19 protein-coding genes are annotated in these 26,777 nt (G+C 35.1%); 9 read left to right on the forward strand and 10 right to left on the reverse strand.

Annotated elements, in window-relative coordinates; translation table 11 throughout:
- Positions 1–51 precede the first annotated feature (51 nt).
- Both B0A66_RS08215 and B0A66_RS08220 read left to right on the forward strand, forming a co-directional pair.
- Positions 52–540 carry a DUF6252 family protein gene (locus tag B0A66_RS08215; protein WP_089049379.1) on the forward strand — a complete coding sequence of 163 codons (489 nt, stop codon included), beginning with the start codon at positions 52–54 and terminating at the stop codon, positions 538–540.
- Between the two features lie 95 nt (positions 541–635).
- Positions 636–989, forward strand: a complete 354-nt coding sequence (locus B0A66_RS08220) for an RNA recognition motif domain-containing protein (protein ID WP_089049380.1) — start codon at positions 636–638, stop codon at positions 987–989.
- 126 nt (positions 990–1,115) lie between these two features.
- Here the strand turns inward: B0A66_RS08220 and leuB are convergent, their stop codons facing one another.
- From leuB to leuC, 4 genes are all read right to left on the reverse strand, one after another.
- A complete protein-coding gene (leuB, locus tag B0A66_RS08225; protein ID WP_089049381.1) occupies positions 1,116–2,177 on the reverse strand; it encodes a 3-isopropylmalate dehydrogenase in 1,062 nt (353 codons plus the stop codon).
- A gap of 120 nt (positions 2,178–2,297) precedes the next feature.
- A complete protein-coding gene (locus B0A66_RS08230; RefSeq protein WP_089049382.1) occupies positions 2,298–3,818 on the reverse strand; it encodes an alpha-isopropylmalate synthase regulatory domain-containing protein in 1,521 nt (506 codons plus the stop codon).
- A 120-nt stretch (positions 3,819–3,938) separates the two neighbouring features.
- Positions 3,939–4,535 carry a 3-isopropylmalate dehydratase small subunit gene (leuD, locus tag B0A66_RS08235; RefSeq protein WP_089049561.1) on the reverse strand — a complete coding sequence of 199 codons (597 nt, stop codon included), beginning with the start codon at positions 4,533–4,535 and terminating at the stop codon, positions 3,939–3,941.
- 150 nt (positions 4,536–4,685) lie between these two features.
- The gene (leuC, locus tag B0A66_RS08240) at positions 4,686–6,080 is read right to left on the reverse strand and encodes a 3-isopropylmalate dehydratase large subunit (protein ID WP_089049383.1); all 1,395 of its coding nucleotides are present in this window, start codon (positions 6,078–6,080) and stop codon (positions 4,686–4,688) included.
- A 572-nt stretch (positions 6,081–6,652) separates the two neighbouring features.
- On the opposite strand from leuC, the gene B0A66_RS08245 reads away from it, so the two are divergent.
- Entirely contained in the window at positions 6,653–7,072 is a 420-nt protein-coding gene (locus B0A66_RS08245; protein WP_089049384.1) for a DUF417 family protein, read from the forward strand.
- Between the two features lie 76 nt (positions 7,073–7,148).
- Here B0A66_RS08245 and B0A66_RS08250 read toward each other — a convergent pair whose 3' ends face one another.
- Complete coding sequence (locus tag B0A66_RS08250; RefSeq protein WP_165766593.1) at positions 7,149–8,543, reverse strand: PKD domain-containing protein; 1,395 nt, start codon at positions 8,541–8,543, stop codon at positions 7,149–7,151.
- Between the two features lie 238 nt (positions 8,544–8,781).
- Between B0A66_RS08250 and dnaE the strand changes: the two genes are divergently transcribed.
- Together dnaE and B0A66_RS08260 are read left to right on the forward strand one after the other, a co-directional pair.
- Entirely contained in the window at positions 8,782–13,320 is a 4,539-nt protein-coding gene (gene dnaE / locus B0A66_RS08255; RefSeq protein WP_089049386.1) for a DNA polymerase III subunit alpha, read from the forward strand.
- A gap of 177 nt (positions 13,321–13,497) precedes the next feature.
- Positions 13,498–14,436 carry an outer membrane beta-barrel protein gene (locus tag B0A66_RS08260; RefSeq protein WP_089049387.1) on the forward strand — a complete coding sequence of 313 codons (939 nt, stop codon included), beginning with the start codon at positions 13,498–13,500 and terminating at the stop codon, positions 14,434–14,436.
- Positions 14,437–14,606: 170 nt separating this feature from the next.
- On the opposite strand, the gene B0A66_RS08265 is transcribed toward B0A66_RS08260, so the two are convergent.
- The 4 genes from B0A66_RS08265 to B0A66_RS08280 form a co-directional block, all read right to left on the reverse strand.
- Positions 14,607–15,596 carry a Gfo/Idh/MocA family protein gene (locus B0A66_RS08265; RefSeq protein WP_089049388.1) on the reverse strand — a complete coding sequence of 330 codons (990 nt, stop codon included), beginning with the start codon at positions 15,594–15,596 and terminating at the stop codon, positions 14,607–14,609.
- 258 nt (positions 15,597–15,854) lie between these two features.
- Complete coding sequence (locus B0A66_RS08270; RefSeq protein ID WP_089049389.1) at positions 15,855–17,957, reverse strand: prolyl oligopeptidase family serine peptidase; 2,103 nt, start codon at positions 17,955–17,957, stop codon at positions 15,855–15,857.
- Between the two features lie 142 nt (positions 17,958–18,099).
- On the reverse strand, positions 18,100–20,307 hold the full coding sequence (locus tag B0A66_RS08275; RefSeq protein ID WP_089049390.1) for a TonB-dependent receptor: 2,208 nt from the start codon (positions 20,305–20,307) through the stop codon (positions 18,100–18,102).
- A 152-nt stretch (positions 20,308–20,459) separates the two neighbouring features.
- Positions 20,460–20,813 carry a hypothetical protein gene (locus tag B0A66_RS08280; RefSeq protein ID WP_089049391.1) on the reverse strand — a complete coding sequence of 118 codons (354 nt, stop codon included), beginning with the start codon at positions 20,811–20,813 and terminating at the stop codon, positions 20,460–20,462.
- 374 nt (positions 20,814–21,187) lie between these two features.
- On the opposite strand from B0A66_RS08280, the gene B0A66_RS08285 reads away from it, so the two are divergent.
- A complete protein-coding gene (locus B0A66_RS08285) occupies positions 21,188–21,922 on the forward strand; it encodes a porin family protein (protein WP_244283412.1) in 735 nt (244 codons plus the stop codon).
- On the opposite strand, the gene B0A66_RS08290 is transcribed toward B0A66_RS08285, so the two are convergent.
- Entirely contained in the window at positions 21,917–22,522 is a 606-nt protein-coding gene (locus B0A66_RS08290) for a hypothetical protein (RefSeq protein WP_244283413.1), read from the reverse strand. The two genes, B0A66_RS08285 and B0A66_RS08290, sit on opposite strands and share 6 nt — an antisense overlap.
- Before the next feature lie 132 nt (positions 22,523–22,654).
- Here B0A66_RS08290 and B0A66_RS08295 point away from each other — a divergent pair, with 132 nt between their 5' ends.
- The 3 genes from B0A66_RS08295 (at position 22,655) to B0A66_RS08305 (ending at position 26,728) form a co-directional block, all read left to right on the forward strand.
- The gene (locus B0A66_RS08295) at positions 22,655–25,123 is read left to right on the forward strand and encodes a bifunctional UDP-N-acetylmuramoyl-tripeptide:D-alanyl-D-alanine ligase/alanine racemase (RefSeq protein WP_089049392.1); all 2,469 of its coding nucleotides are present in this window, start codon (positions 22,655–22,657) and stop codon (positions 25,121–25,123) included.
- 63 nt (positions 25,124–25,186) lie between these two features.
- Positions 25,187–25,564 (forward strand): large conductance mechanosensitive channel protein MscL, encoded by a 378-nt coding sequence (mscL, locus tag B0A66_RS08300; protein ID WP_089049393.1) that lies wholly within the window; start codon positions 25,187–25,189, stop codon positions 25,562–25,564.
- A gap of 174 nt (positions 25,565–25,738) precedes the next feature.
- On the forward strand, positions 25,739–26,728 hold the full coding sequence (locus B0A66_RS08305) for an aspartate-semialdehyde dehydrogenase (protein WP_089049394.1): 990 nt from the start codon (positions 25,739–25,741) through the stop codon (positions 26,726–26,728).
- Positions 26,729–26,777 lie beyond the last annotated feature (49 nt).

Below are 26,777 nucleotides of genomic sequence, written 5' to 3' on the forward strand. Positions count from 1 at the left end.
TTTTAATTATTTGTCTGTAATCGGGTATTTTTGCCTGTAAATTCATTGTATATGAAAAAATACCTCTCCCTATTATTACTATTCGCATTGCTTTCTTCTTGTTCTGAGGAAATTCAATTCAATAATCCTGCCTTCCAGACCTTAAAAAACAGGGTGTTTTGGAGAGCACAAACGTATGAAGCGTATCTTACTTCAGGCGGACAAATGGTCATCAAGGGATCATTAGGAGCTGAACAGGTTCAATTGCAAACAGCTTCTCCGGAAGCGAGAACTTATATTTTTGGAGTTGATAATAATTCTTGGGCTACCTTCTATAATGAATTTTCTGAACCAACTTATCGATTTACTACACAGGCTAATAGCGGAAGCGGAGAAATAACTATTACAGAATATAATAAGGAAGCAAATACGATTTCAGGGACATTTAAATTTGTTGCAGAAAACTCAGACGAGAGGGATACGGCAAATGCCAATGTCAGTTTTTCCGAGGGTGTTTTTTATAAAGTTCCCATTACTTCTGAAATTACTTTTGAAAACTAATTTTTTAAATCAAAATAAAAACATAAATAAACTAATATATAGTAGATTACAGAAAAATAAGACTACATTTGCTACATTATTATAAACAAGTACATATGAACATTTTTGTTGGAAGTCTTCCATTCAGTATTGAGGAAGCAGATTTAAGAGAGTCTTTCGAGGCTTACGGAGCAGTAGATTCAGTTAAAATTATTACAGATAAATTTACTGGAAGAAGCAAAGGTTTTGGTTTCGTAGAGATGCCAAACGATGCTGAAGCTCAAAAAGCAATTGATGAATTGAACGGTGCAACTGTTCAAGGACGTGCAATTGTGGTTAATAAATCTGAGCCAAAACCTGAAGGTGAAAGAAGAAGCTTCAACAATAACAGTCGTGGTGGAGATTCACGCGGAGGTTATGGTGGAGGAAACCGTGGTGGAAATGACCGTGGCGGTAGAGGAGGATATTAATATTTTTTTCTAAATATAAATCAAAAGGGGATCAATTTTTATTGATCCCCTTTTTTTTTTGAGACGCATTGCTTTTTATCTTTGCTTTGTGTTAGACGCACAGCAATGCGTCTGTACGATAAAATTTTATAAATTTTCTACCAACCAATCTCCAACTTCACTGGTTTTGTATGCTTTTGATCCTTTTGTAGCTAAATCTTCTGTAACAATTCCTTGTTCTAACGATTTGTTGACTACAGCTCTGATCGCTTCGGCTTCGTCTTTTAATCCAAATGCATCTTCAAACATCATAGCTGCTGATAAAATAGTGGCTAATGGATTCGCAATATTCAATCCTGTTGCTTGTGGGTAAGAACCGTGTATTGGTTCGTACAAAGAAGTATGTACTCCAACAGAAGCAGATGGCATTAATCCCATTGAACCTGAAATTACAGATGCTTCATCAGTCAAGATATCTCCAAATAAGTTTTCAGTAATCAAAACGTCATAAGAATTAGGCCATTGTACCAAACGCATCGCAACAGCATCTACAAATTCGTATGAAACCGTTACTTCCGGATAGTCTTTTTCCATCGCCTGAACCGTTTCTCTCCATAAACGCGATGTTTCAAGTACGTTTGCTTTATCAACGCAACATAGTTTTTTGCTTCTGGTCATAGCCAATTCAAAACCTTTCTTAGCTAAACGCTGTACTTCGGCTCTGGTATAAACACAATTGTCAAAAGCAGTTTCGCCATCATCTTTTCTTCCTTTTTCTCCAAAGTAGATTCCTCCGGTTAATTCTCTTAAGAAAACTAAATCAGTTCCTTCGATTCTTTCTCTTTTTAAAGGAGAATTGTCAATTAAAGAAGGAAAAGTAAAAGTTGGACGTACGTTAGCAAACAAACCTAGTTTTTTACGCATTAACAATAATCCTTGCTCAGGACGAACTGGTGCGCTTGGATCGTTATCGTATTTTGGGTGGCCAATAGCACCAAACAAAACAGCATCTGCTTTCATACAAATGTCATGTGTCTCATCAGGATAAGGAACTCCAACGGCATCAATTGCACATGCTCCTGTAAGAGCCGGTGTCCACGTTATTTCGTGATTGAATTTTTTCGCAATAGCATCAGATACTTTTACGGCTTCATTAATGACCTCAGGACCAATTCCGTCTCCTGCTAAAAGGGCTATGTTAAATTTCATTGTTTTTTGTATTTGTTGTTTTTATAAGGTTCAAAGTGGCAAAGGTTCATAGGTTCAAAGCTCTAAAATGGCAAAGATCAAAAACCTTTGTACCTTAGTTACTCAGAGCCTTTGTCCCTCTTAATTAATTACATTAAGCATTTTTTGCGTTGCTATAATTGCAGCAACCGTCTGGTCAGAGTCTAATCCTCTTGTTTTAAATTCTTTACCGTTGTTTACCCAGGTAATGATCGTTTCGCATAAGGCGTCAGAGCTACTTCCTGGTGGAATTCGAACTGCGTAATCAATTAATTTAGGCAGTGTTAGTTTTTTACTTTTGTAAATTTTCGACAAAGCATTCATAAAAGCATCAAACTGACCATCACCTTGCGCATGTTCTTCTATGATTTCTCCATTAAGATTTAAGCTTAATGTTGTAGATGGTCGTGTTCCTTTTGAATGCATTAAAACATACGATGCGATAGTTATTTTATCCTCATACGTATGACTGTCTAAAACGTCAGAGATAATATACGGAAGGTCTTCTTTGGTAACAGTTTCTTTTTTATCACCCAATTCGATGATTCTTTGGGTTACCAATTTCAAGTCTTCCTGATTTAGTTTTAAACCTAATTCCTGAAGATTCTTCTCGATATTAGCTTTCCCGGATGTTTTTCCTAAAGCATATTTTCGTTTTCTGCCAAAGCGTTCCGGAAGTAAATCATTAAAATATAAATTATTCTTATTGTCTCCATCAGCGTGAATTCCGGCAGTTTGAGTAAAAACATTATCACCTACAATTGGTTTGTTGGCAGGAATTCTATATCCTGTAAAAGTCTCCACCAATTTGCTTACCGTGTATAATGAAGTTTCTTTGATATTGATTTTTACGTCAGGTAAGTAATCGTTTATCACGGCAACAGTACTTTCGAGCGGAGCATTCCCGGCTCTTTCGCCCATTCCGTTTACCGTTACATGAAGTCCGTTTATACCTGCTTTTATGGCTTCCATTACATTAGCAATACTTAAATCGTAATCATTATGTGCGTGAAAGTCAAAATGAATTTGAGGATACTTTGCTGTAATTTTAGAAATAAATTCAAAAGTCAGGGAAGGAATTAAAACGCCTAAAGTATCAGGAAGCAAAATTCTCTTGATAGGCTGAGTCGCTAAAAAATCCAGAAACTGAAAAACATATTCCGGAGAATTTCGCATTCCGTTGCTCCAGTCTTCCAGGTAAACATTAGTTTCTATGTCATTTTCTTTTGCTAACGTGATGATCGCTGCAATTTCAGAAAAGTGTTGTTTCGGCGTTTTTTTTAATTGATGTGTTAAGTGATTCATTGAGCCTTTGGTCAATAAATTCTGCACTTTGGCGCCAGCTTTTTTCATCCATTCGATGGAAACACCGCCGTCTACAAACGAAAGTACTTCAATACGATTGGTGTAGCCTTTTTCAGCTGCCCAGCTTGTAATGCCTTTCACAGCCTGAAATTCTCCTTCACTTACACGAGCCGAAGCAATTTCGATTCTATCAATATTTAATTCCTCCAGCAATAATTGCGCAATGGTTAATTTTTCTGCAGCAGAAAAAGATACTCCCGAGGTTTGTTCACCATCACGGAGCGTCGTGTCCATTATTTCAATTTTTCTTTTTTCCATTTCAAATAGGATAGATCTTTAATGTGGTCTGATTGGTAGTCAATCAATTGATATAAATAAAAGCAGTTACTCGCCCAACCATAAGTTGAAGTCGAAGTAACTGCTTTTTATAGGTTGTTATTAATAAGGAAGTTTATCAGCGAAAGCCACAATATCTTCTTTGATGTTTTGTAAATAATCAATGTCATCAAAACCATTAATCATATTGTTCTTTTTGTATCCGTTAATAGCAAAAGATTCGTGCTGTCCTGTAGATAACAAAGTAATGGTTTGGTTTGGAAGGTTGATTTCCAGTTCTGTTTTTGGATCAGCTTCGATTGCTTTAAAAATAGTCTCAGCAAATTCCGGGCTAACTTGTACGGGTAAAACACCAATATTCAAACAGTTTCCTTTGAAGATATCAGCAAAGAAACTAGAAACTACAGCTCTAAAACCATAATCGTAAACTGCCCATGCAGCATGTTCTCTTGAAGATCCTGAACCGAAGTTTTTTCCTCCAACAAGAATTTTTCCAGAATAAGTAGCGTTATTCAAAACAAAATCTGCTTTTGGAGTATCGTCTCCGTTGTATCTCCAGTCTCTAAAAAGGTTATCTCCAAAACCTTCACGTTTTGTAGCTTTTAAGAAACGAGCCGGAATAATCTGATCTGTATCTACGTTCTCGATTGGCAGTGGTACAGCACTGCTGGTAAGTATATTAAATTTATCGTATGCCATTGTAATGGATTTTAGATTTTTAGATTTAGATTTTAGATTTTCTTGCGAAAACTTAAACATAGAATCTAAAAATGTTTTGTATTAAATAATGTTAATCAATTTTATTTGAAGAGGTTTAGATCAAGATTGAAAAAATCTAAAATCTCCAATCTAAAATAAGTCACGCGGGTCAGTTAGTTTCCCTGTAACAGCCGCTGCAGCTGCCATAATAGGACTTGCTAAAAGCGTTCTTGAACCAGGACCTTGACGACCTTCAAAGTTTCTGTTTGAAGTACTTACTGCATATTTTCCAGCAGGAACTTTATCATCATTCATTGCTAAACACGCAGAACATCCCGGTTGACGTAATACAAAACCAGCTTCTGTCAGGATATCCAATAAACCTTCTTCTTTAATTTGAGCTTCAACAACATGAGAACCCGGAACTAACCAAGCAGTAACATTGTCTGCTTTTTTTCTTCCTTTAACAATTTCGGTAAAAGCTCTAAAATCTTCAATACGGCCATTTGTACAGCTTCCTAAGAAAACGTAATCGATTTGTTTTCCAATCATTACATCGTCTTCTTCGAAGCCCATGTAAGCTAAAGATTTTTTGTATGTTTCTTCTCCGCCTTCCACTTGATTGGCAGTTGGAATATGTTTTGAGATACCAATTCCCATTCCTGGGTTAGTACCATACGTAATCATTGGTTCGATATCTGAAGCTTTGATGTTTAGTTCTGCATCAAAAACAGCATCAGCATCTGTTTTAAGTGTTTTCCAGTATTCAACAGCTTTCGTCCAGGCGTCACCTTTAGGAGCGTATAATCTTCCTTCAAGGAAATCAAAAGTAGTTTGGTCAGGAGCAATCATTCCTCCACGAGCACCCATTTCGATACTTAAATTACAAACTGTCATACGACCTTCCATAGTCATGTTTTCAAAAACATCACCAGCGTATTCAACAAAGTAACCCGTTCCTCCAGAAGTCGTTAATTGAGCAATAATATAAAGTGCAACGTCTTTTGGACCAACACCTTTACTTAATTGACCATTAACGTTAATACGCATTTTCTTTGGTTTAGGCTGCATGATACATTGTGTAGAAAGTACCATTTCGACCTCAGATGTTCCAATACCAAAAGCAATTGCTCCAAAAGCACCGTGAGTAGACGTGTGTGAATCTCCACACACAATAGTAGCACCTGGCAAAGTAATTCCGTTTTCAGGACCAACAACGTGTACAATTCCATTTTTCTGGTGACCTAATCCCCAGTGCGAAATGCCATATTCAGTAGCATTATCTTCAAGTGCTTTCAGCTGATTAGCAGAGAGAGCATCCTGAACCGGTAAATGTTGGTTTATAGTTGGTGTATTGTGATCGGCAGTTGCAAAAGTACGTTCCGGGTACAAAACCTTAACGCCTCTTTCTTTTAATCCTAAAAAAGCAACAGGACTCGTAACTTCGTGAATGAAATGACGGTCAATAAAAAACACATCCGGTCCATCTTCAATTTTACGCACTACATGTGAATCCCATACTTTGTCAAATAATGTCTTACTCATTTTTTATTTTTTTTAATTGTAATTTCTATAACCACAGCAATCTCCTGATGATAGGGAAACAAAATTAAAAAAAGGGACAAATTCGTCAATTTCAATATTTCATTATATACGATACCCAAAGTTATTTACAATTTGTGATTGAGTTTTCCTGTGTCAGAATTGTTTGTAGAATGATTATAAATTGATTTTGCGTTTTTTTTGACGTGAGTTTTGGATAAAATGCTTTAATTTTTGCTATTCGCATTTTTTATTAGGTAATTAATACTAAAACATGTATTTTAATTAAAATTTAGCAACCAAACAACTTTTTAAAGTGATAATTAATGGTTTTAGTTTTGGTTTTCTTTTTCGAAATAAGCAGCTGGAAGGTGTTTTAAGGTGTTATAAAAACAAATTTTAAGATAGTTATTGATGTCTTGAGTTGAAAAAATAATACGACATCCAAGAAATGTATTTTTTTGTTTTTGGAGATGATTTTAGATGCAAATTGATTCATAATGACAATTAGCCGACAATTGTTTTAGTGTATGATTAGTAATATTGAAAAATACTAATTTTAAAAAACACACGTCATGAATTTAAATCAAATCGCTTACAAGCTAGGAGTTTTAGGAACGGTAATTATTTTAATTTGGGTAGGTCTTTTTAAGTTCACAGCAGTAGAAGCCGCAGCAATAAAAGATTTAGTCGAAAATCATTTTGCGATGAGCTGGATGTATAAAGTAATGTCGTTGCAAATGGTGTCAAATGTTATTGGCACTTTTGAAATTATTATTGGAATAGGATTGCTCGCTTCTCTATTCTATAATAAGATTGGTTTATATGCAGGTTTAGGTTCTGCTGTTATTTTTGCCACAACATTGAGCTTTCTATTTACAACGCCAGGCGTTTTCAAAAGTGTAGAAGGATTTCCTATAACAGATTTTTTTATCTTAAAAGATATTCCTTATTTAGCAATCTCTTTAATGGTTTTTGCAAAAGGCAGAGAGTAAAAAAAAGAGGGTAAAAAAAAAGGATAAATAATCACACTAGTAATTATTTATCCTTTTTTAGATTTTAAAATTTAAGTTAGATTTTTTTGAAAGTTAGGTTAGCATCTACTGCTCCAAGTCTGACTTCACGAATTGAATAATTTTCATAACTTGAATCGATTGCAATCACAAAATAATACAGATCGCCTTTTTTCACAAAGCCTCCATTATATGAACCTGCATATGAAATGGATTTTACTACATTTCCACTATTGTCGTATTTCTCTAGTTTTTGGAAACCAGATGCAATAAAACCATTTTCAGTTTCAATTATACTTTGTACACCTGTGCCTGCGCTGCTAGTTGGCATTTTAATTAATTTTAATTCTTCTCCTTCTGCTGTTGTAACTCTTAACTCATTATGGCTGTATAATGCTAAGTTTCCATTAGTCAATTTTATTACTTTAAAAGAACCATTAAAGGAATTCCAATCCTGTTCAGCTTGCATATCTTTTATGGTACTCTTGTCAAATGTTTTTTGACTTGTTATTTCAAGATTTTCATTAAGAAATAACACCAATGGTCTGTAGTTTGTAAATTCACTTGTTGTTGATGTTTCGTATTTTCCTCCAAAGGCAACGTATGTATTTCCTGTTTTAATAAGATTTCCAATAAATCCGTTTTGGATAATGCTTTCATATGTTTTTCTACTTACAAATTTACCTTCATTGTTTCTTATTTCAATTGCAGGATTCTTACTGTAAGATCCATAAAAATAATATTGGTCATTGTTTTTAAGAGAACCATGAATAGTACCGCTCGTAGAATTAGACTGAATACTATTCCAATCGGCACTAAATTCTGATTCTGATGATCCTATATAATAAGACATAGATTGAATTATGTTTACAAGTATGTTTCCGTTGTTCAAATATGTAGTTTGTGCGTGACCAGAGTTAACAACTTTTTCGCTAATAATTTTAGTATCAAAAGTTTTAGTTGCAGCATCATATTCTACGTGTCTGTAATAACTGTTAGTAGATGGTTTTACAGAACTATAAGCTTCGGTATAAAATATTTTATCGCCATGTATTCCTATTTCGATAGGATAAACAGTTGAACCTTCGGGAAGCGGATTTTTAAGAAGAAAAGTGTTTTCTTCGCTTACAGTTACACTAATAAAGCTAGTAGCGACAGTTCCGTTTGCATCTTTAATAACCAGTCTAACGGTATATATACCGGCACGTGAATAATAAAAAGTAGGTTCTTTTTCTGTAGAGACAGTTTCATCACCAAAACTAAAACTATAAGAAACTATTTCTTTATCAGATGTAGAATTGTTTGTTACTTTAATGTCATCTCCTATGTTAACTTTGGTTGCTGATAAAGTAAATGCCGCAACTAAGTTATTTTTTTCTTCTCCGGGAGAATCACTGCTGCAAGAACTTAAAGCATTTAATAAAATAAATGCAAAAAAGTAAATTTTTTTCATAAAAATAGTTTGTTTTTGATTTTGATTTAACGGGGTAAAGATATCTTTATTTATAAGAAAAGAAAACATTTTTTAGAACTCGAATATTAATAATTCTTTATTTTTTCAAGCCGAAAAAAAGCGTAAATTTGAACTTCCTCTATTTTACAGGTCGCAATTTTGTATGGCGCAATAAATCAAGTATTTAGTGTGTTATAATAGATGTGATTTGGAATTATAATTTAGTCTTTAAAAACGTATGTATTTAATATTCGATACCGAAACTACCGGATTACCAAAACGCTGGGATGCTCCAATAACCGATTCTGATAACTGGCCTCGCTGTATACAGATCGCATGGCAGCTTCATGATGAAATGGGACAATTGATCGAGCATCAGGATTATTTGGTTAAGCCCGAAGGTTTTAATATTCCGTATGATGCGGAGCGTATTCACGGAATTTCTACAGAATTGGCTGAAGCCGATGGAATTTCGCTTGCCGAAGTTTTAGAGAAATTCAACATTGCGTTGAGCAAGACCAAATTTATTGTAGGTCAGAACTTAGGTTTCGACGTTAATATTATGGGAGCTGAATTTCACAGAATGGGTGTAGATTCTCCTATGAGTACTATGCCGGTTTTGGATACTTGTACGGAGGTTACAGCTTCGTTATTGCAATTGCCAGGAGGACGTGGAGGAAAGTTCAAACTGCCTACATTAACAGAATTACACAGTTATCTTTTTAATAAGCCTTTTGCAGAGGCCCACAACGCAACTGCCGACGTTGAGGCAACAACGCGTTGTTTTTTAGAGTTAATCAGAAGAGAAGTTTTTACCAAAGAAGAACTTGATGTTCCTAAAGATTATTTTAAAGAATTTCAGGCAAGAAATCCACAGGAATTTCCTTTAATTGGTTTAAAACACATCAATTTAAAAGCAGCTTCTGATAAAATCAGAGAACAGCTGAAAGCACTGCAATCTGATGATACGCAGAATGTTGTTTCAGAAGCTGCTAAAGCTGATTTTAAAGCAGCAAAATATTCTCACTTACACAATCATACACAGTTTTCAGTTCTTCAATCTACTATTGGAATTGGAAATATTGTTGCGGCAGCAGCCAAAAATAAAATGCCGGCAGTTGCCATGACCGATACCGGAAACATGATGGGAGCTTTCCATTTTGTGAGCGCCGTTATGAATCATAATAAAGCCGCATCCGGAAAAAACAAAGCATTGGTTGAAGCTGGAGAAGAACCAACAGAAACAGAAGTAAAACCAATCGTGGGTTGTGAATTTAATGTTTGCGAGAACCATTTGGACAAAAGTAAAAAGGACAATGGAAATCAGATAGTGTTATTAGCCAAAAATAAAAAAGGCTATCACAATTTAGCCAAAATGTCTTCAATTGCTTTTACAGAAGGGTTTTATTATGTCCCAAGAATTGACAGAGCGATTATTGAAAAATACAAGGAAGATATAATGGTTTTGTCTGGAAATTTATACGGAGAGATTCCGAGTAAAATTCTGAACATTGGTGAAAACCAAGCCGAAGAAGCTTTGATCTGGTGGAAAGAACAATTTGGAGATGATTTTTATCTGGAATTGATGCGCCATAATCAGGAAGATGAAAACCGCGTTAATAAAACCCTGATTGACTTTGCACAAAAGCATAACGTAAAACTTATTGCTACCAACAATACGTATTATTTAAATAAACAAGATGCCAATGCGCACGACATTTTACTTTGTGTAAAAGACGGTGAAAAGCAGGCAACACCAATTGGTCGTGGTCGTGGTTATCGTTACGGATTACCAAATCAGGAATACTATTTCAAGTCAGAAGAAGAGATGAAAAAGCTCTTTGCTGATTTACCTGAAGCGATCATTAATATTCAGGAAATCGTTGATAAGGTCGAAGGATATTCACTTTATCGCGATGTACTGCTTCCTAAGTTTGATATTCCACAGGAATTTGTGGTTGCAGAGGATGAAGCAGATGGTGGTGTTCGAGGTGAAAATGCTTATTTGAGGCATCTTACCATGGTAGGAGCTAAAAAAAGATATGAAGAAATTACAGACTCTATTCAGGAACGTTTGGATTTTGAGTTGCTTACGATTTCGAATTCCGGATATCCGGGTTATTTCCTGATCGTTCAGGATTTCATCGCCGAGGCCAGAAATATGGATGTTTCGGTAGGTCCCGGGCGTGGTTCTGCTGCTGGATCAGCGGTAGCGTACTGTTTAGGAATTACGAACATTGACCCTATTAAATACGACTTACTTTTTGAGCGTTTCCTAAATCCTGACCGTGTATCCATGCCCGATATTGATATCGACTTTGATGATGAGGGTCGTGGTCGTGTAATGGAATACGTAATTAATAAATACGGAAAGAATCAGGTTGCACAAATTATTACCTATGGTAAAATGGCAACCAAATCGGCTATTCGTGATACAGCTCGTGTACTTGATTTGCCTCTTTTTGAAGCAGATAGAATCGCGAAACTGATTCCGGGAATGATGCCGTCTAAATGGAATTTGGCGCGTTTTATTTCTGAAAGTGAAGAAGACGTTAAAAAAGCACTTCGATCTGATGAATTTGACAATGTAAAAGAACTGATCGCTATTGCGAATGAAGGTGATTTGGCAGGAGAGACGATTCAGCAGGCTAAGATACTTGAAGGATCAATGCGTAATACGGGAATTCACGCCTGTGGTGTAATCATTACGCCATCGGATATTACGAATTTCGTTCCCGTTACAACAGCAAAAGATTCTGATTTGTATGTAACGCAGTTTGACAACTCGGTTGCAGAAAGTGCCGGATTGCTGAAAATGGACTTCTTGGGTCTTAAGACCCTTACCCTTATAAAAGATACCGTTAAACTGGTAAAATACAGAACAGGAATAGACCTGAATCCCGATGTTTTTCCTATTGATGATGAAGAAACATATGCGCTTTTCCAAAGAGGTGAAACAGTTGGAATCTTCCAATATGAGTCACCTGGAATGCAGAAATACATGAAAGACCTAAAACCAACGGTTTTTGGGGATTTAATTGCGATGAACGCCCTGTATCGTCCGGGACCTTTGGAGTATATCCCGTCTTTCGTCCGAAGAAAAAATGGTGACGAGGAAATCAAATACGATTTAGATGCCTGTGCAGAATACTTGTCAGAAACATACGGAATTACGGTGTATCAGGAGCAGGTAATGCTTTTGTCTCAGTCTCTAGCAGGATTTACAAAAGGTGAAGCCGACGTCTTGCGTAAAGCGATGGGTAAGAAGCAAAAAGACGTTTTGGATAAGATGAAACCAAAGTTTGTTGAACAAGCCTCGCAAAAAGGACATGATGCAAAAATTCTGGAAAAAATCTGGAAAGACTGGGAGGCCTTTGCGAGTTATGCCTTCAACAAATCGCACTCGACTTGTTATGCCTGGATCGCGTATCAGACGGCTTATTTAAAAGCGCATTACCCTGCAGAGTATATGGCAGCGGTACTTTCTAATAATATGAATGATATCAAGCAGGTTTCCTTTTTTATGGAAGAATGCAAACGTATGGGATTACAGGTTCTTGGACCGGATGTAAATGAATCATATTATAAATTTACGGTAAACGATGATTATGCTGTTCGTTTTGGAATGGGAGCGATCAAAGGTGTGGGATCCGGAGCTGTAGAAACCATTGTAGAGAACAGAAAAGACGGAAGATATAAATCGATTTTTGATTTGGCAAAGCGAATTGATCTGCGTGCTGCCAATAAAAAAGCAATAGAAAATTTAGTGCTTGCCGGTGGTTTTGATTCTTTTGAAGGAACAACACGAGCACAATATTTTCATGATGATGGTGACGGTATTACGTTTTATGAAAAAGCAATACGTTACGGTTCTAAGTTTCAGGAAAACGAAAACTCATCGCAGGTAAGTTTATTTGGTGAAACCAGCGAAGTACAAATAGCGGAGCCTGTTGTACCGCCTTGCGAGGACTGGAGCACGATGGAAAAGCTGGCAAAGGAAAAAGAGGTGGTTGGAATTTACATTTCAGGACATCCTCTCGATGATTTTAGATTTGAAATGAAATACTTCTGCAACGCCCGATTAGAGGCTTTAAAAAGTATGGATTTGTATGTGGGTAAGAATCTAACTTTTGCCGGAATTATTAATAACGTGCAGCATCGTGTAGCAAAAAATGGAAAGGGCTGGGCAGCATTTAACTTAGAAGGCTATGATGAAAGTTTTGAGTTCAAGATTTTTGGTGAAGAATATTTAAAATTCCGCCATTTCCTGATTCAGAATAATTTTGCCTTTTTGAAGATTTTAATCAAAGATGGCTGGGTAAATCATGATACAGGCAAGAAGTCTGATCCGAGAATGCAGTTTGTGGAAGTGAGACAATTGCAGGATATTTTAGAAGCTTTCGCTAAAAAATTGATTTTATTATTGAACATTAAGGATCTTCAAACAGATTTTATTCATAGGCTGAGTACCTTATTTAATGAAAATAAAGGAGATAATTCTGTGACTTTTGAAATCATGGAATTAGAGAAAATAAAGAAATTGGTTGAGGTCGAAACCCGAAATGATTTTTCTGAGACAGAAGATGCTGTTTTTGAGGATGAAGCAGAAAATGAAGATGCTGCATTAGCAGAAACTAAAATACAAGAAGTAACGGAGGTTGAAGAGATTAAGGTAGTAACCAAACTCTCGATGCCAAGCCGTCGATTAAAGATAAAGATTTCAGCAGAATTATTACAGGAATTGGAGAAAATGCAGATAAATTTCAAGCTGAATTAAAATTTAACAGTTAAATTTTAAAAGAATATATTTTTTTTACGTTAAAATTATGCATGCATAGCAAATTTTTAGTAATTATGGCTAAAATTACAACGATTTCGTGCGTTTTGTAATATTGTAAGCTGTAAGATTATGTTAAAATATTTTAAGTTTGTACTAATTAATTAAATGACTATTATGAAAAAGAACCTATTTTTATTAGGAATGTTAGTTTGCTCGATGGTAACGATGGCGCAAACAGAAAGTGCAGATAAACCAGAATCATGGTATTTTAAATTAGGTGGTTCGTATTTTAACCAAACTGCCTCAACAGAATTTCCAACAGTAGGAGGAAATGCAGCATTAGATAGAACGTATGTAGGAGGAGCTTTGGTTTCTGAAAAAAGTGTTACAGGTTCTTTTGGACAAGGTTTCAGAACAGGTATCACAGCGGGTTACCGTTTTTCTGTTCGTTTAGGAGTTGAATTAGGAATTAATTACTATACAAGTAACACTAAAACAATGGCTCAAACACAATCTGACAGACCATATATCCCAACTTCAGCAACAACTGGAATCTATAATTTTAAATCTGAAGGACAAATAACTGCTTTTGATGTGGCTCCTGCAATCGTAATGTTTTTAGGAGAATCTCATGGTTTTGAGCCTTATACAAAAGTTGGGATTTTAGTACCAGTTCATGGAGATTTAGAAATTACTACAAATGCAACTGCACCAGTTGGAGTTAATCCAGGTACAGGAGCACCTGTTTTTGGAGAAGTTCGTAGTGTTGATAAAGTAAAACCAAATCCAACATTAGGTTTCACAGCAGCATTAGGTACTTCTTATAAATTAGGAAAACATATTTCAGCTTTTGCTGAATTAGAGTACCGTAACTTTACTGTTCATGGTAAAACAAAAGAAACAACTGATTTTACAGTTAATGGACAAGATGCTTTAGCAACTAGAACTACAGCTCAGAAACATACAAATTATCAGGATCGTATAGATGCAACTTCTAATAATGCTTTAACTAATCCAAATGGAGTTGATTCATCAAAACCATTAGATGAATTGAGTTCTTACGTTGGAATTTCTGGCTTAGGGTTAACTTTAGGTCTTAAATACAGCTTGTAATTTTTAAAATTATAGAATAACAAAAAAGAGGATAGTCATAATGATTATCCTCTTTTTTGTTATTTTAAAAACGAATATCCTAGCCCTGATGGGAGGGAAAATCCTTTTGTGCCGGGGTTCGGCATAAAAGATTTGGAAGGACAGCAGGAATAAGCTCCTATAAAAAGCAATTATTTATTTCTAAACTCCTTTAATACTTCATCGATTACCCAGGTTGTTCTTGCGCCCGAAATTCCCTTGGAAGGAGCAAAACCTTCATTGCCCAAAAGTTCGGCAACAACGGTTTCTATAAAAGGCTGTTGAATGTGTAACGGATTTTCGATTGTAATACTTTCTTTTTCACCATTCGCATATTGAATATGAATGGGATCATTACCAAAAGTAGAGAAAGATATTTTTCCTTTGTCACCCACAATTTCTGTATTGTCGTAACGCTCAAAGCTGGTAAAATTCCACAAACCTGTTCCGTGAATTCCGTTTTCGAATAAAAACGACATAGAAACGCTATCTTCAGCAGGATATGCTTGAAGCTGAGAACTTGCATGACCACGAACAGATTTAATTGGTCCTAATGCGAAGTCTAGAAAATCCAGAGTGTGACAGGCAAGGTCAACAAAAATTCCGCCACCTGAAATGTGTGGTAAAACCGTCCAGGGTAAGTTGATTTCATCGTCGTAACGCGCCTCAAACGGATGGTATAGAACACAGTTTACATGTCTGATGGTTCCTATTTTATTTTGATCAATTAGCTCCTTTATTTTTAAGAATCTTGGCAAACTTCTTCTGTAATAAGCCACAAAAAGAGGGACATTGTGTTCTTTGCAGGCATTGATCATTTCGTTGCATTCTTCAAAATTTAGTGCCATTGGTTTTTCTACATAAACCGGTTTTCCGGCTTTGGCGCATAAAATCGTGTATTCTTTATGAGATGATGGTGGTGTAGCAATATAAACGGCATCGACTTCAGGATCATCGATTAAATCTTGTGCATTCGAGTACCATTTAGGAACATTATGGCGTTTGGCATAATCTTCGGCAAGCGCAGCATCTCTTCGCATTACTGCAACTAAAGCCGAGTTTGGTGTTTTCTGAAATGCAGGTCCGCTTTTAACTTCGGTTACGTTACCACAACCTATAATTCCCCATTTTACAATTTTCATTCTTTTGGTTTTTTAGTTATTTCAAATTTAAGCATTGTTTGAAAAAGTCAGTCACGATTTTCTGAATTTTCATTACTTGATTTTTGGATTAATCACCACGAATTCACGAATTAATTTTAAATAAAATGATAAAGAATATTAAAAAGTAAGATTCGTGAATTCGTGACAGTTTTACAGTTAGTAAAATGCCAAAAATAAAGCCACAAATTCACAAAAGATAATTCGTGAATTTGTGGCTAAATTTAAAAGTTTGGAGCTTTACTTTTTAGGCAAAGCTTTAAAACCCATATTGTAAAGCGTGAACGCCTGAATGTCTACATTTTCCTGAATGGTTGCAGCAACAGATTTTCCTGCTCCGTGACCTGCTTTTACATCAATACGAATTAAAACCGGATTGTTTCCTGTTTGTTTTTCTTGTAATTCAGCAGCAAATTTAAAACTGTGCGCCGGAACAACACGATCGTCATGATCTCCCGTTGTTACCATTGTTGCAGGATATTGAACACCCTTTTTTACGTTTTGTACAGGAGAATATCCTTTTAGGTATTCGAACATTTCTTTGCTGTCCTGAGCAGTTCCGTAATCATAAGCCCAACCTGCACCTGCAGTAAAGGTGTGGTAACGCAACATATCCATTACACCAACAGCAGGAAGTGCCACCTTCATTAAGTCGGGACGTTGTGTCATGGTTGCACCTACTAATAAACCTCCGTTAGAGCCTCCGCGAATAGCTAAGAAATCAGATGAAGTATATTTTTGAGCGATTAGATATTCACCTGCGGCAATAAAGTCATTAAACACATTTTGCTTTTGCAGTTTTGTTCCGGCATCATGCCATTTTTTTCCATATTCACCACCACCTCTTAAATTAGCTACAGCATAAACACCGCCGTTTTCTAGCCAAACAGCATTGGCAACACTAAAACTTGGTGTTAGACTAACATTAAATCCTCCATAACCGTAAAGGATTGTTGGATTTTTGCCATCTAATTTTAGTCCTTTTTTATACGTAATGATCATTGGAATTTTTGTTCCGTCTTTTGAAGTATAAAATACTTGTTTTGACTCATAATTCTCGCTTTTAAAATCGACTTTTGGTTTTTGGTATACTTCAGATTTACCGGATTTTGGTTCTAAAGCATAAATAGTTCCCGGAGTCGTGTAATTTGTAAAACCGTAGTACAATGTTTTTTCGTCTTTCTTTCCTCCAAATCCACTTGCACTTCCAACAGCCGGAAGTTTGATTTCGCGAACTAATTTTCCGTTATAATCGTACTGCTGTACAAATGAAACGGCATCTTTGGTATAATTTGCAAAGAAAAATCCACCACCGGTAGAAGGGGTTAAAATATCTTTGGTTTCTTTAATGAAATCTTTCCAGTTTTCCGGTTTTGGATTGCTGACGTCAACCGTAACGACACGTTTGTTTGGTGCGTTTAAATCGGTTTCGATAAACAATTTAGTACCTTCATTTTCAATAATGCTATTGTCGCTGTTTAAATTGTCAACAATAGTAATTATTGGACTGTTTGGCTTTGTTAAGTCTTTTATGTAAAGCTCATTTCCGTACGTAGAATTAGCCGCTGTTATTACTAAATAACGGTTGTCTTCTGTAACATATCCACCAACATATCTGCGTTTTTGATCGGCACCAAAAATCACTTTATCTTCTTTTTGAGCAGTTCCCAGTTTATGATAGTACAATTTATGTTCATCTGTTTTTGCAGATAATTCACTTCCTTTTGGTTTTTCGTAACTAGAGTAATAAAAACCTTCATTGCCTAACCAGGAAACATCACTGAATTTAATATCTACTAAAGTATCTTCCAGAACTTTTTTAGACAAAGCGTCAATGATAATTACTTTTCTCCAATCGCTTCCGCCTTCAGAAATTGCATAAGCCGCTTTGTTTCCGTCTTTAGAAAAGTTTAATCCTCCTAAAGAAGTTGTTCCGTCTTTAGAAAAAGTATTCGGGTCTAAGAAAACTTCGTCGTTACCATTTTTGTTTTTTCTGTAAACAACGGATTGATTTTGAAGTCCGTTATTTTTAGAGTAATATGTAAATTGTCCTTCTGTAAAAGGAGGGCTAATTCTTTCATAGTTCCATAACTTTTCCATTCGGTTTTTAAGTTCACCGCGAAAAGGAATTTGGTTTAAATAACCATACGTAACTTCGTTCTCTGCTTTTACCCAAGATCCCGTTTCTGCCGATTTATCATCTTCAAGCCAACGATACGGATCACTAACTTTAGCATCAAAATAAGTATCTATCGTTTCTCCTTTTTTAGTTTCGGGATATTTAATTTGTGCAAACGAAACTCCTGCAGTGGTAAGTGCCATTAATAAAAATGTTTTTTTCATAGTTAGTTTTTATCTGTTGTAACAAAAATAAAACTTTTTGTGAGAGATTAAGTTTTAATCGCAAAGAACGCCAAGAAATTTTTAAACTTTGCGCCTCCGCGTCTTTGCGAGATTTTTTAAGTATTAGCTAAGAAATAAAACTTTATAAGTTGAAATTAACCCCCAAAACGATGTTACGCCCAATATTCGGAATACCATCTGTTTTTAGTCTTGAAAGGTGTGCTATATATTTTTTGTCCAATAAGTTATTTCCATTAAGATTTACATCAAAAGCGGTTTTACCTAGTTTAACAGTTCCTCCAACACCAAGATTTAATAGTGTATATCCGTTTGAAGCCGTTTCAAAACCGCTTACGTTAGGCTGATTAAAGGTAGACGAAACGTTTAGTGACGCATATCCGGCTTCTAACCAGTTTTTTATTTTAAATTCAGTTCTAATCGTGTTGTTCCAATTGTTAGCAGGAATTAAAGGTAAATAATCACCGTTGTCTTTTTTACCGGTAACGGTTTCAAAACTTGTTTCGAAATGCAACCAATCTAAAGGATGTGGGTGAAAGTGAAAACCTGCTTCACCACCATATAATTTTGCATTATCCTGAATGTAAGCGAAAACAGCATTTTCATCCAGAGTTTCTCCTGTTGGTGAAGTGTAGATGTAATTGTTAATGTGATTGTAAAAACCATTGATGAAGAACTCAAAATGAGAATTTTTATATTCCAGGTTCAAATCCGTCTGAACGTTTTGCTCTGTTTTTAAATCAGCATTACCAATTTCATATCGGTTTGTTCCTTCGTGAACACCATTTGATGTTAACTCCGCTAAGTTTGGAGCTCTAAAACCTGTTGCTACATTCAATCGCATGGTTAGCGCTTCTGCTAATGTAGTTTTGTAACCTAAAGAAGCATTAAAACTGTCAAATGATTTGTTTAAAGCTTGAAAATAACCTTCTTCACCTTCAAGACCATGTGCTTCAGAAGTAATGTTTCTGTTGTCAAAACGCAGTCCAGCCTGTAAGACATTGCTGTTCCATTCGTAGTTTGCTGTTCCAAAAACACCAAAGTCATTGGTTTTAGCATCCGGAATTAAATATTCTTCACCAGAATTAGCATTGGTTTGGTGCATTCCCTGAACCCCTACAATAGTTTCTATTTTACCAAGTTTAGGGAAATGGTATTTCGCATTGTAGTTAAACGTATTCAGTTTCATACGAAGTGAAGCATCATTACTGTCTTCAAATTCGCTTCTGTCGTTGGCAATGTAACCTAAATCAACATCTAATTTTGAGTTTTCAAAGAAGATAACATTATTTAAACTTAATAAATGATTAAAAATTCCCTGTCTTGGAAATTGAGTATCCTTGCTGGAGGATTGTTCCGCGATTCCGTCTTCAGGAATTCCGATATCCAATTTATTGTAATTGTATCTTAAAACACTAGAAAAGCTAGAATTGCTGTATCCGATTCCGGTTTTAAAATCAGTTTCGTTGTAACGTGAGTTAGTTACGCGGTCCCCATCTGCGATTTTGTAATCAGAATGCGTGTTGAAACTTCCACGAGCCAGAAACTTCCAGTTATCAGTAGAAGTCTTTAATCCAATAGATGAATTACTTCCTTGTGTATTAGTGAAATATTTTTGACTAAAGTTTGCTTTAAAAGTATGCGCATCAGCAAATTTTTCAGGATTAAAGTATAAAACACCTCCCAAAGCATCTGATCCGTAAAGTAAAGAAGCAGGTCCTTTGATTACTTCAACACTTTCGATTCCGGCATCATTTAAACCTAAACCATGTTCGTCTCCAAATTGCTGGTTCTCGATACGAACGCCTTGAGAGTAAACCAAAACACGATTTCCACTCAGTCCGCGAATAACCGGTTTTCCGATTGAAGTTCCGGTAGAAATCTGCGAAACTCCTGGAATCGTAGCTAAACCTTCGATTAAAGTCGAAGTTCCTTTTTGTTGTAATGTTTTTATGCTTTCATGCTCTACTTTCATTACGTTTTGCGATTGCAATTTGTTGAAAGGTGTAGAGACAATAACCTCATCCATTTCGAAAACAGATTCAGCAAGAATAATGTCTAAAGTATTTTGTTTTAATAGTTTCGAAATCGTTTTGTTTTGAGTGGTATAACCAACAAATGTAAAAGCAATGCGTAAACTTCCGTTTGGCAGATTGTTGAACTCATATTTTCCGTTCTCATCTGTTGTGGCGCCTTTGTGTAATTCAGGTGCATATACAGAAACTCCGGCTAAAGGTTTGTTTTCTAAATTGGTTACCGTTCCTGAAATAGAATTTTGAGCAGAAACAAGACCTGAGCACCCTAAAATAAGGGCTAATAATAATTTTTTCATTAAAATGATGCTATAGTTAAACTGAAATTCTCTTTTAGATTAAAACTAAAACAACGATAAAGCTTGCCGATCCTGATACTATCAAGATTGGAAAACCCAACGTTTTTTGGCATTAAATAAAAGATTTGATTTTTGTTCCGATGGAATCGGAATTAGGCAACTATAACAATTGGTGGGCCCCGTAGTAAATAAGCGTTTTCTGAAAATGAAAATATTTTTTCAGGAATACTAAAGAAATAGGGAGTTTCTTTAGTGAAAGTATAAAATTGAAATGAAAATTCTTCTGGTACAAGGTAGCTTCCAAAAGTAAAATGACACACATAACAAAGGTCATAATCTTCATGTTGGTGCGTAATCTCACCATTTGGGTCATTGTAATTGTGATGACACTGTTTTTCAGAAAGTTGTTTTACAATATGCTCAAAACTATGTACCGACTGAAACAGTATCGAGAACAATACTGTCAGCGCTAAGGAGATACTTATTATGAGCTGTTTTTTCTTCATGAAGAAACAAAGGTATGAAAAATTTAGATTGTTAGATCTTTAGATCGTTAGACTTTCTTAGACTTGTTAGATTGTTAGATTGTTAGATTGTTAGATTTTAAGATTAAAAGATTAAAAGATTAAAAGATTAAAAGATTAAAAGATTAAAAGATTAAAAGATTAAAAGATTAAAAGATTAAAAGATTAAAAGATTAAAAGATTAAAAGATTAAAAGATTATTTAGTTAGTCTCAAAATCGTAAAATCTAATTATCTAACAATCTAAAGATCTAAGTAGTCTAAGAAAGTCTAACAATCTAAATTCTAAATTCTAAATTCTAATATCAATTGAACTATATTTGTATTTAAAATAAATAACTCAATTAAAACGTTAACTTGAAGAACTCTTTTAAACCAAAATACGATATGCGATTCTTTTTTAGCTGTTTGTTTTTAGTATCGTTTTATACTGTTTTTTCGCAGGAAGAAGCAAAACCCGAAATTTTGCCCAATATAAAAATGGATTCGTTGTATCGTGAGGATCAGTTTTACTTTTCTGTGACCTATAATATGTTTTCTCAAATTCCGTCCGGACTTAAACAGAATAAATTTTCTGCGGGTCTTTCTACAGGTTTTTTGCGTGATATGCCTATCAATAAATCGAGAACTGTTGCTATTGCCGCCGGTTTGGGATTAAGTTATCAGAATTATTTTGAAAACTTGACGATTTCAAAAGATGCAAACGGAGCGACAGTTTATGGTGTAAGCAATTATGGCGATTTCGATTCTAATCGGTATAGACAATATTCAGTCGATCTTCCGATTGAGTTTCGATGGAGAAACTCAACTTTCGAAAGTTACAGATTCTGGAGAATTTATGGCGGGGTTAAAGTAAGCTATGTTTTTCTTAATAAATCGACTTTTGATGATGGTGAAAATACATTTTTAATCAAAAATAATCCGGATGTCAATAAACTGCAATACGGAGCTTACATCGCTGCAGGTTACAATACCTGGAATGTCTATTTCTATTACGGTCTAAATCCGTTGTTTAAAGATGTTCAAACTGTTACAGGAGAAAAACTGGACATTAAAACAATGAATATAGGTTTGATCTTCTACATTCTATAACCACAAAGGAGAGAATAACATTTGTGGCAATACACCAATTAACAAGCCTATAATTAATTCCTTATTTGTATGAGCCTGCATCTCCAAACGTGATGATGCAACGATACCGGTTAGCATAATCAGTAAAACAGTCCAATACGGATTATGCATCTGCAAATGGATGTTTAAGCAAATTACAAAAACACTTAGTCCGCCAATAGCTAACATGTGCAAACTTGCCTTGATTTTAAAAAGCAGACAGATCAAGGCTAAAATCGTACTGAACAGCGCTCCCAGAAAAAAGAAATGAAGTTCCGGATAGCGTGTAATAACAATACTTCTTTTTACCAGCAGAATATATAAAAAACACTGTAAAATAAGCGGAATTTTACGCTGTGAAGCTTCCTGTACCATTATGGAATTAACATGCCCTGAAGAACGAAGCAACAGGAAAAACAAAACAGGAACTATAATCGTAATGATTAGAATTTGAAACAATACATAATATTTTTCCTGATTCGAAAAAAGGTCTTCTTTACAAAACAGATAAAATAAGGTGGCATACATCGATATAAAAATCGGATGAAGAATATAGGAGAATAATGGCAATACTTTTTTCAAAACACTGTAATTTGAGGTCTTCAACAAATATAATAAAATTAGAATACAGCTTTGCCGCAACGTATATTTTTTAAGAAAATCACAACTATTTTCTATTTGTAATGTTTTAAATTTGAACAAAAGAATTTTATAATGAGCATAAATCTAAAAAGCCTGATTTCGGTACTTGATGCCAAATGGATTGGTCCAGAAACAGATGTTTTTGTTGATCATATTTCGATCGACAGCCGTTCCCTGCAAAACGGATCGCAAACCTTGTTTTTTGCACTGAAAGGAATCAATAATGATGCTCATACTTATATAGCGGAGCTTATACAAAATGGAGTTCAAAATTTTGTCGTTCAGTATATTCCCGAAAATTGCAAAGGGAAAGCAAACTTTTTAGTTGTTGCTGATACCCTGAAAGCATTACAGGAATTTGCAGGTTACTATCGCAATCTGTTTCATTTTCCAATTATTGGAGTAACCGGAAGCAATGGTAAAACGATCGTCAAAGAATGGCTCAATTTTTTACTAAGCCCCGATTATAATATTATCAGAAGTCCTAAAAGTTATAACTCACAAGTTGGTGTTCCTTTATCTGTTATTGCGATAAACGAAAAGCATAATCTAGGAATTTTCGAAGCCGGAATCTCGACTGTTAATGAAATGATTAAGCTCGAAAAAATTGTAAAACCAACTATTGGCGTTTTAACCAATATAGGATCGGCACATGATGAAGGATTTAAAAACCTGGAACAAAAAATCAATGAAAAATTATTGCTTTTTAAAAGTGCAGGCATTATAATTTATCAAAAAAATGAATTAGTAGATGCTTGTTTAAAAGAGTTTCTAAAAGAGAATCAATTATCAGACAAAACACTGTTTTCATGGAGTTTTACCGATAATTCAGCTGATCTGTTTATTCTTAAAAAAGAAAGCAAAAACGATAAAACGTATATTAAATACCAATACGAGAATGAAGTTTTCGAGTTCGAAATTCCGTTTCAGGATTCAGCATCGGTAGAGAATGCGATTTCCTGTCTCTTAGTTTTGCTTTACCTTAAATATGATTTTGCATCGATTCAAAGTCGCATGCAAATGTTGTATCCCGTTCACATGCGTTTGGAAGTAAAAAACGGAATCAATAATTGCAGTATTATCGATGATAGTTACAGTTCCGATTTTCAGTCACTTAAAATTGCACTGGATTTTTTAGAAAGTCAGAAAAAAAATGCTTCGAAGACCGTTATTTTATCTGATATTTTTCAGAGCGGATTCTCCAATGAAGAATTATATACCAAAGTAGCACAGCTAATAGCCGACAATAAAATTAACCGTTTAATTGGTATTGGTGCTACCATTTCTTCTTTTGCAGCCAAGTTCTCCAACAGTACCATGTTTAAGGATACAGCAGCTTTTATTGATCATTTCGAAAATTTAGATTTTGCAAATGAAACCATTTTAATAAAAGGAGCACGTTCTTTTCAGTTTGAGGAAATTGTTTCTTTGCTGGAAGAGAAAACACATGAAACTGTATTAGAGATAAATCTCAATTCGATTAGTCACAACTTAAATTTCTTTAAAGCGAAATTAGCGACTGACGTTAAAATCATGGTAATGGTGAAGGCTTTTGGGTACGGAAACGGCGGTTTGGAAATTGCCAAATTACTGGAACATCATAAAGTAGATTATTTAGGTGTGGCTTTCGCCGATGAAGGAATCTCTCTTAGAAATGGTGGAATAAAACTTCCGATTATGGTTTTGAATCCGGAATCGACCAGTTTTCCATCGATTATTCAATATCAGTTAGAACCTGAAATTTATAGTATAAAAGGATTGAATGCGTTTCTAAAAATTGCACGCGAAAAAGGATTGAAAGACTATCCCATTCATATCAAACTCGACACCGGAATGCATCGCTTGGGCTTTGAGCGAAATACAATCGATGAATTAATCGAAACACTTAAAGGAAACGAAACTGTTCGGATTCAGAGTATTTTATCACATTTGGCAACAAGTGACGATATGAATCATTATGATTTTGTGATTTCTCAGATCAATTTATTCGATGAATTGTCATCAAAATTAATGGAAGAGCTGAACGTAAACCCGATCCGACACACGCTAAATACTTCCGGAATTAGTAATTTTCCTTCGGCGCAATTCAATATGGTTCGATTAGGAATTGGTTTATATGGTGTTTCAAACGATCCAGCTGAGCAAAAGTATTTAGAAAATGTAGGAACCTTAAAATCCATTATTTCGCAGGTTCGTACTATTCCTGCAGGAGACAGCGTAGGATACGGAAGACGTTTTATGGCTACGAAAGAAACCAGAATCGCAACCATTCCGATAGGTTATGCCGATGGAATTTCGAGATTGTGGGGAAATGAGGTTGGTTTTGTTATGATTAAAAATCAGAAAGCCAAAATCGTTGGAAGCGTTTGCATGGATATGCTTATGGTGAATGTAAGTGACATCGATTGTAAAGAAGGTGATTCTGTTATTATTTTTGGAGAAAATCCAACGGTAACAGAGATTGCTAATGCCTTGAAAACTATTCCGTATGAGATTTTAACGAGTATTTCGCAAAGAGTAAAACGCGTGTTTTTTAGGTAGGTTTACAGAATTTTAAATAAAATTGCTTATTTTCGATATTAAATAAATCTAAAAACGACACTTATGGGAATATTTTCAGAATTTAAGGAATTTGCAATGAAAGGCAACGTAGTCGATTTGGCTGTCGGTGTTATCATTGGAGCTGCTTTTGGTAAAATTGTAAGCTCATTAATTGAAAATGTCATTACGCCATTGCTATTAAAACCTGCTTTGGATGCAGCACATTTATCTACAATCGAGGAACTAACAGCTTTTGGAGGTGTCAAGTACGGATTGTTTTTGTCTGCAGTAATTAACTTTATAATTGTTGCTTTTGTTTTGTTTTTGATCATAAAAGGAATTAATAATCTTAAAAAGAAAGATGTTGCACCGCCGCCGCCGGCAGGACCAACTCAGGAAGAATTACTTATTCAAATTAGAGATTTATTAAAAAATAAATAAAAATGTACTACCGCTACACTAAGTCTAACTTAACCGCCTTTTAAACAGGCGGTTTTTTTACGAAATGTTTATTTTGTAACATTTTGTTATTTTTTGTGAATCATCTTGCCGAGACATTTATTATACTTATTTTTGTGCTGTTAATTTGATTATTGATTATTTAAAAATATAAAAATGAGAATAGCGGTTGTAGGTGCCACTGGAATGGTTGGCGAGATAATGCTTAAAGTTTTGGCAGAAAGAAATTTTCCTGTTACAGAATTGATTCCTGTTGCATCTGAGAAGTCAGTAGGAAAAGAAATTGAATTTAAAGGCGTTAAATATAAGGTTGTAGGCTTACAGACGGCAGTTGATTTAAAAGCTGACATTGCAGTTTTTTCTGCAGGAGGAGATACATCATTAGAATGGGCACCAAAATTTGCAGCAGCCGGAACAACTGTTATTGATAATTCATCAGCATGGAGAATGGATCCGACAAAAAAATTGATCGTTCCGGAAATCAATGCAGATACATTAACAAGTGAAGATAAAATTATTGCAAACCCAAATTGCTCTACTATTCAAATGGTATTAGCATTGGCTCCTTTGCATAAAAAATACAACATCAGAAGAATTATCGTTTCAACTTACCAATCTATTACAGGAACTGGTGTAAAAGCAGTACGACAATTAGAAAACGAATATGCCGGAGTTCAGGGAGAAATGGCGTATAAATATCCAATTCACAGAAATGCGATTCCACAATGCGATAGTTTTGAGGATAACGGATATACTAAAGAAGAAATGAAGTTAGTTCGCGAAACTCAAAAAATTCTTGGTGATAACAGCATCAGAGTAACAGCTACAGCAGTGCGTGTACCGGTTGTTGGCGGTCATAGTGAAGCGGTAAATGTTGAATTTACGAATGATTTTGATGTTAATGAGGTACGTGAAATTTTGCACAATACAGATGGAGTAGTAGTACAGGATAATTTAGACACCTTTACTTATCCAATGCCATTGTATGCAGAAGGTAAAAATGATGTTTTTGTTGGAAGAATCCGTCGTGATGAAAGCCACGAGAATACCTTAAATATGTGGATTGTTGCAGACAACTTAAGAAAAGGAGCTGCTACAAACACCATTCAAATCGCTGAATATTTAATTGCAGCAGGTTTGGTTTAATTAGTGTTTTAAATAATTGTTATAAAGAAGAAACCGTAATTGCAGTATT

The organism is Flavobacterium hercynium, assembly GCF_002217285.1.
Classification (GTDB): domain Bacteria; phylum Bacteroidota; class Bacteroidia; order Flavobacteriales; family Flavobacteriaceae; genus Flavobacterium; species Flavobacterium hercynium.

What these genes read in the sequence shown, in the direction of transcription:
- B0A66_RS08215 (WP_089049379.1), top strand. Translation starts at nt 52, where the DNA reads ATGAAAAAATACCTCTCCCTATTATTACTATTCGCATTGCTTTCTTCT.
- B0A66_RS08220 (WP_089049380.1), top strand. Translation starts at nt 636, where the DNA reads ATGAACATTTTTGTTGGAAGTCTTCCATTCAGTATTGAGGAAGCAGAT.
- leuB (WP_089049381.1), bottom strand. Translation starts at nt 2,177, where the DNA reads ATGAAATTTAACATAGCCCTTTTAGCAGGAGACGGAATTGGTCCTGAG.
- B0A66_RS08230 (WP_089049382.1), bottom strand. Translation starts at nt 3,818, where the DNA reads ATGGAAAAAAGAAAAATTGAAATAATGGACACGACGCTCCGTGATGGT.
- leuD (WP_089049561.1), bottom strand. Translation starts at nt 4,535, where the DNA reads ATGGCATACGATAAATTTAATATACTTACCAGCAGTGCTGTACCACTG.
- leuC (WP_089049383.1), bottom strand. Translation starts at nt 6,080, where the DNA reads ATGAGTAAGACATTATTTGACAAAGTATGGGATTCACATGTAGTGCGT.
- B0A66_RS08245 (WP_089049384.1), top strand. Translation starts at nt 6,653, where the DNA reads ATGAATTTAAATCAAATCGCTTACAAGCTAGGAGTTTTAGGAACGGTA.
- B0A66_RS08250 (WP_165766593.1), bottom strand. Translation starts at nt 8,543, where the DNA reads ATGAAAAAAATTTACTTTTTTGCATTTATTTTATTAAATGCTTTAAGT.
- dnaE (WP_089049386.1), top strand. Translation starts at nt 8,782, where the DNA reads ATGTATTTAATATTCGATACCGAAACTACCGGATTACCAAAACGCTGG.
- B0A66_RS08260 (WP_089049387.1), top strand. Translation starts at nt 13,498, where the DNA reads ATGAAAAAGAACCTATTTTTATTAGGAATGTTAGTTTGCTCGATGGTA.
- B0A66_RS08265 (WP_089049388.1), bottom strand. Translation starts at nt 15,596, where the DNA reads ATGAAAATTGTAAAATGGGGAATTATAGGTTGTGGTAACGTAACCGAA.
- B0A66_RS08270 (WP_089049389.1), bottom strand. Translation starts at nt 17,957, where the DNA reads ATGAAAAAAACATTTTTATTAATGGCACTTACCACTGCAGGAGTTTCG.
- B0A66_RS08275 (WP_089049390.1), bottom strand. Translation starts at nt 20,307, where the DNA reads ATGAAAAAATTATTATTAGCCCTTATTTTAGGGTGCTCAGGTCTTGTT.
- B0A66_RS08280 (WP_089049391.1), bottom strand. Translation starts at nt 20,813, where the DNA reads ATGAAGAAAAAACAGCTCATAATAAGTATCTCCTTAGCGCTGACAGTA.
- B0A66_RS08295 (WP_089049392.1), top strand. Translation starts at nt 22,655, where the DNA reads ATGAGCATAAATCTAAAAAGCCTGATTTCGGTACTTGATGCCAAATGG.
- mscL (WP_089049393.1), top strand. Translation starts at nt 25,187, where the DNA reads ATGGGAATATTTTCAGAATTTAAGGAATTTGCAATGAAAGGCAACGTA.
- B0A66_RS08305 (WP_089049394.1), top strand. Translation starts at nt 25,739, where the DNA reads ATGAGAATAGCGGTTGTAGGTGCCACTGGAATGGTTGGCGAGATAATG.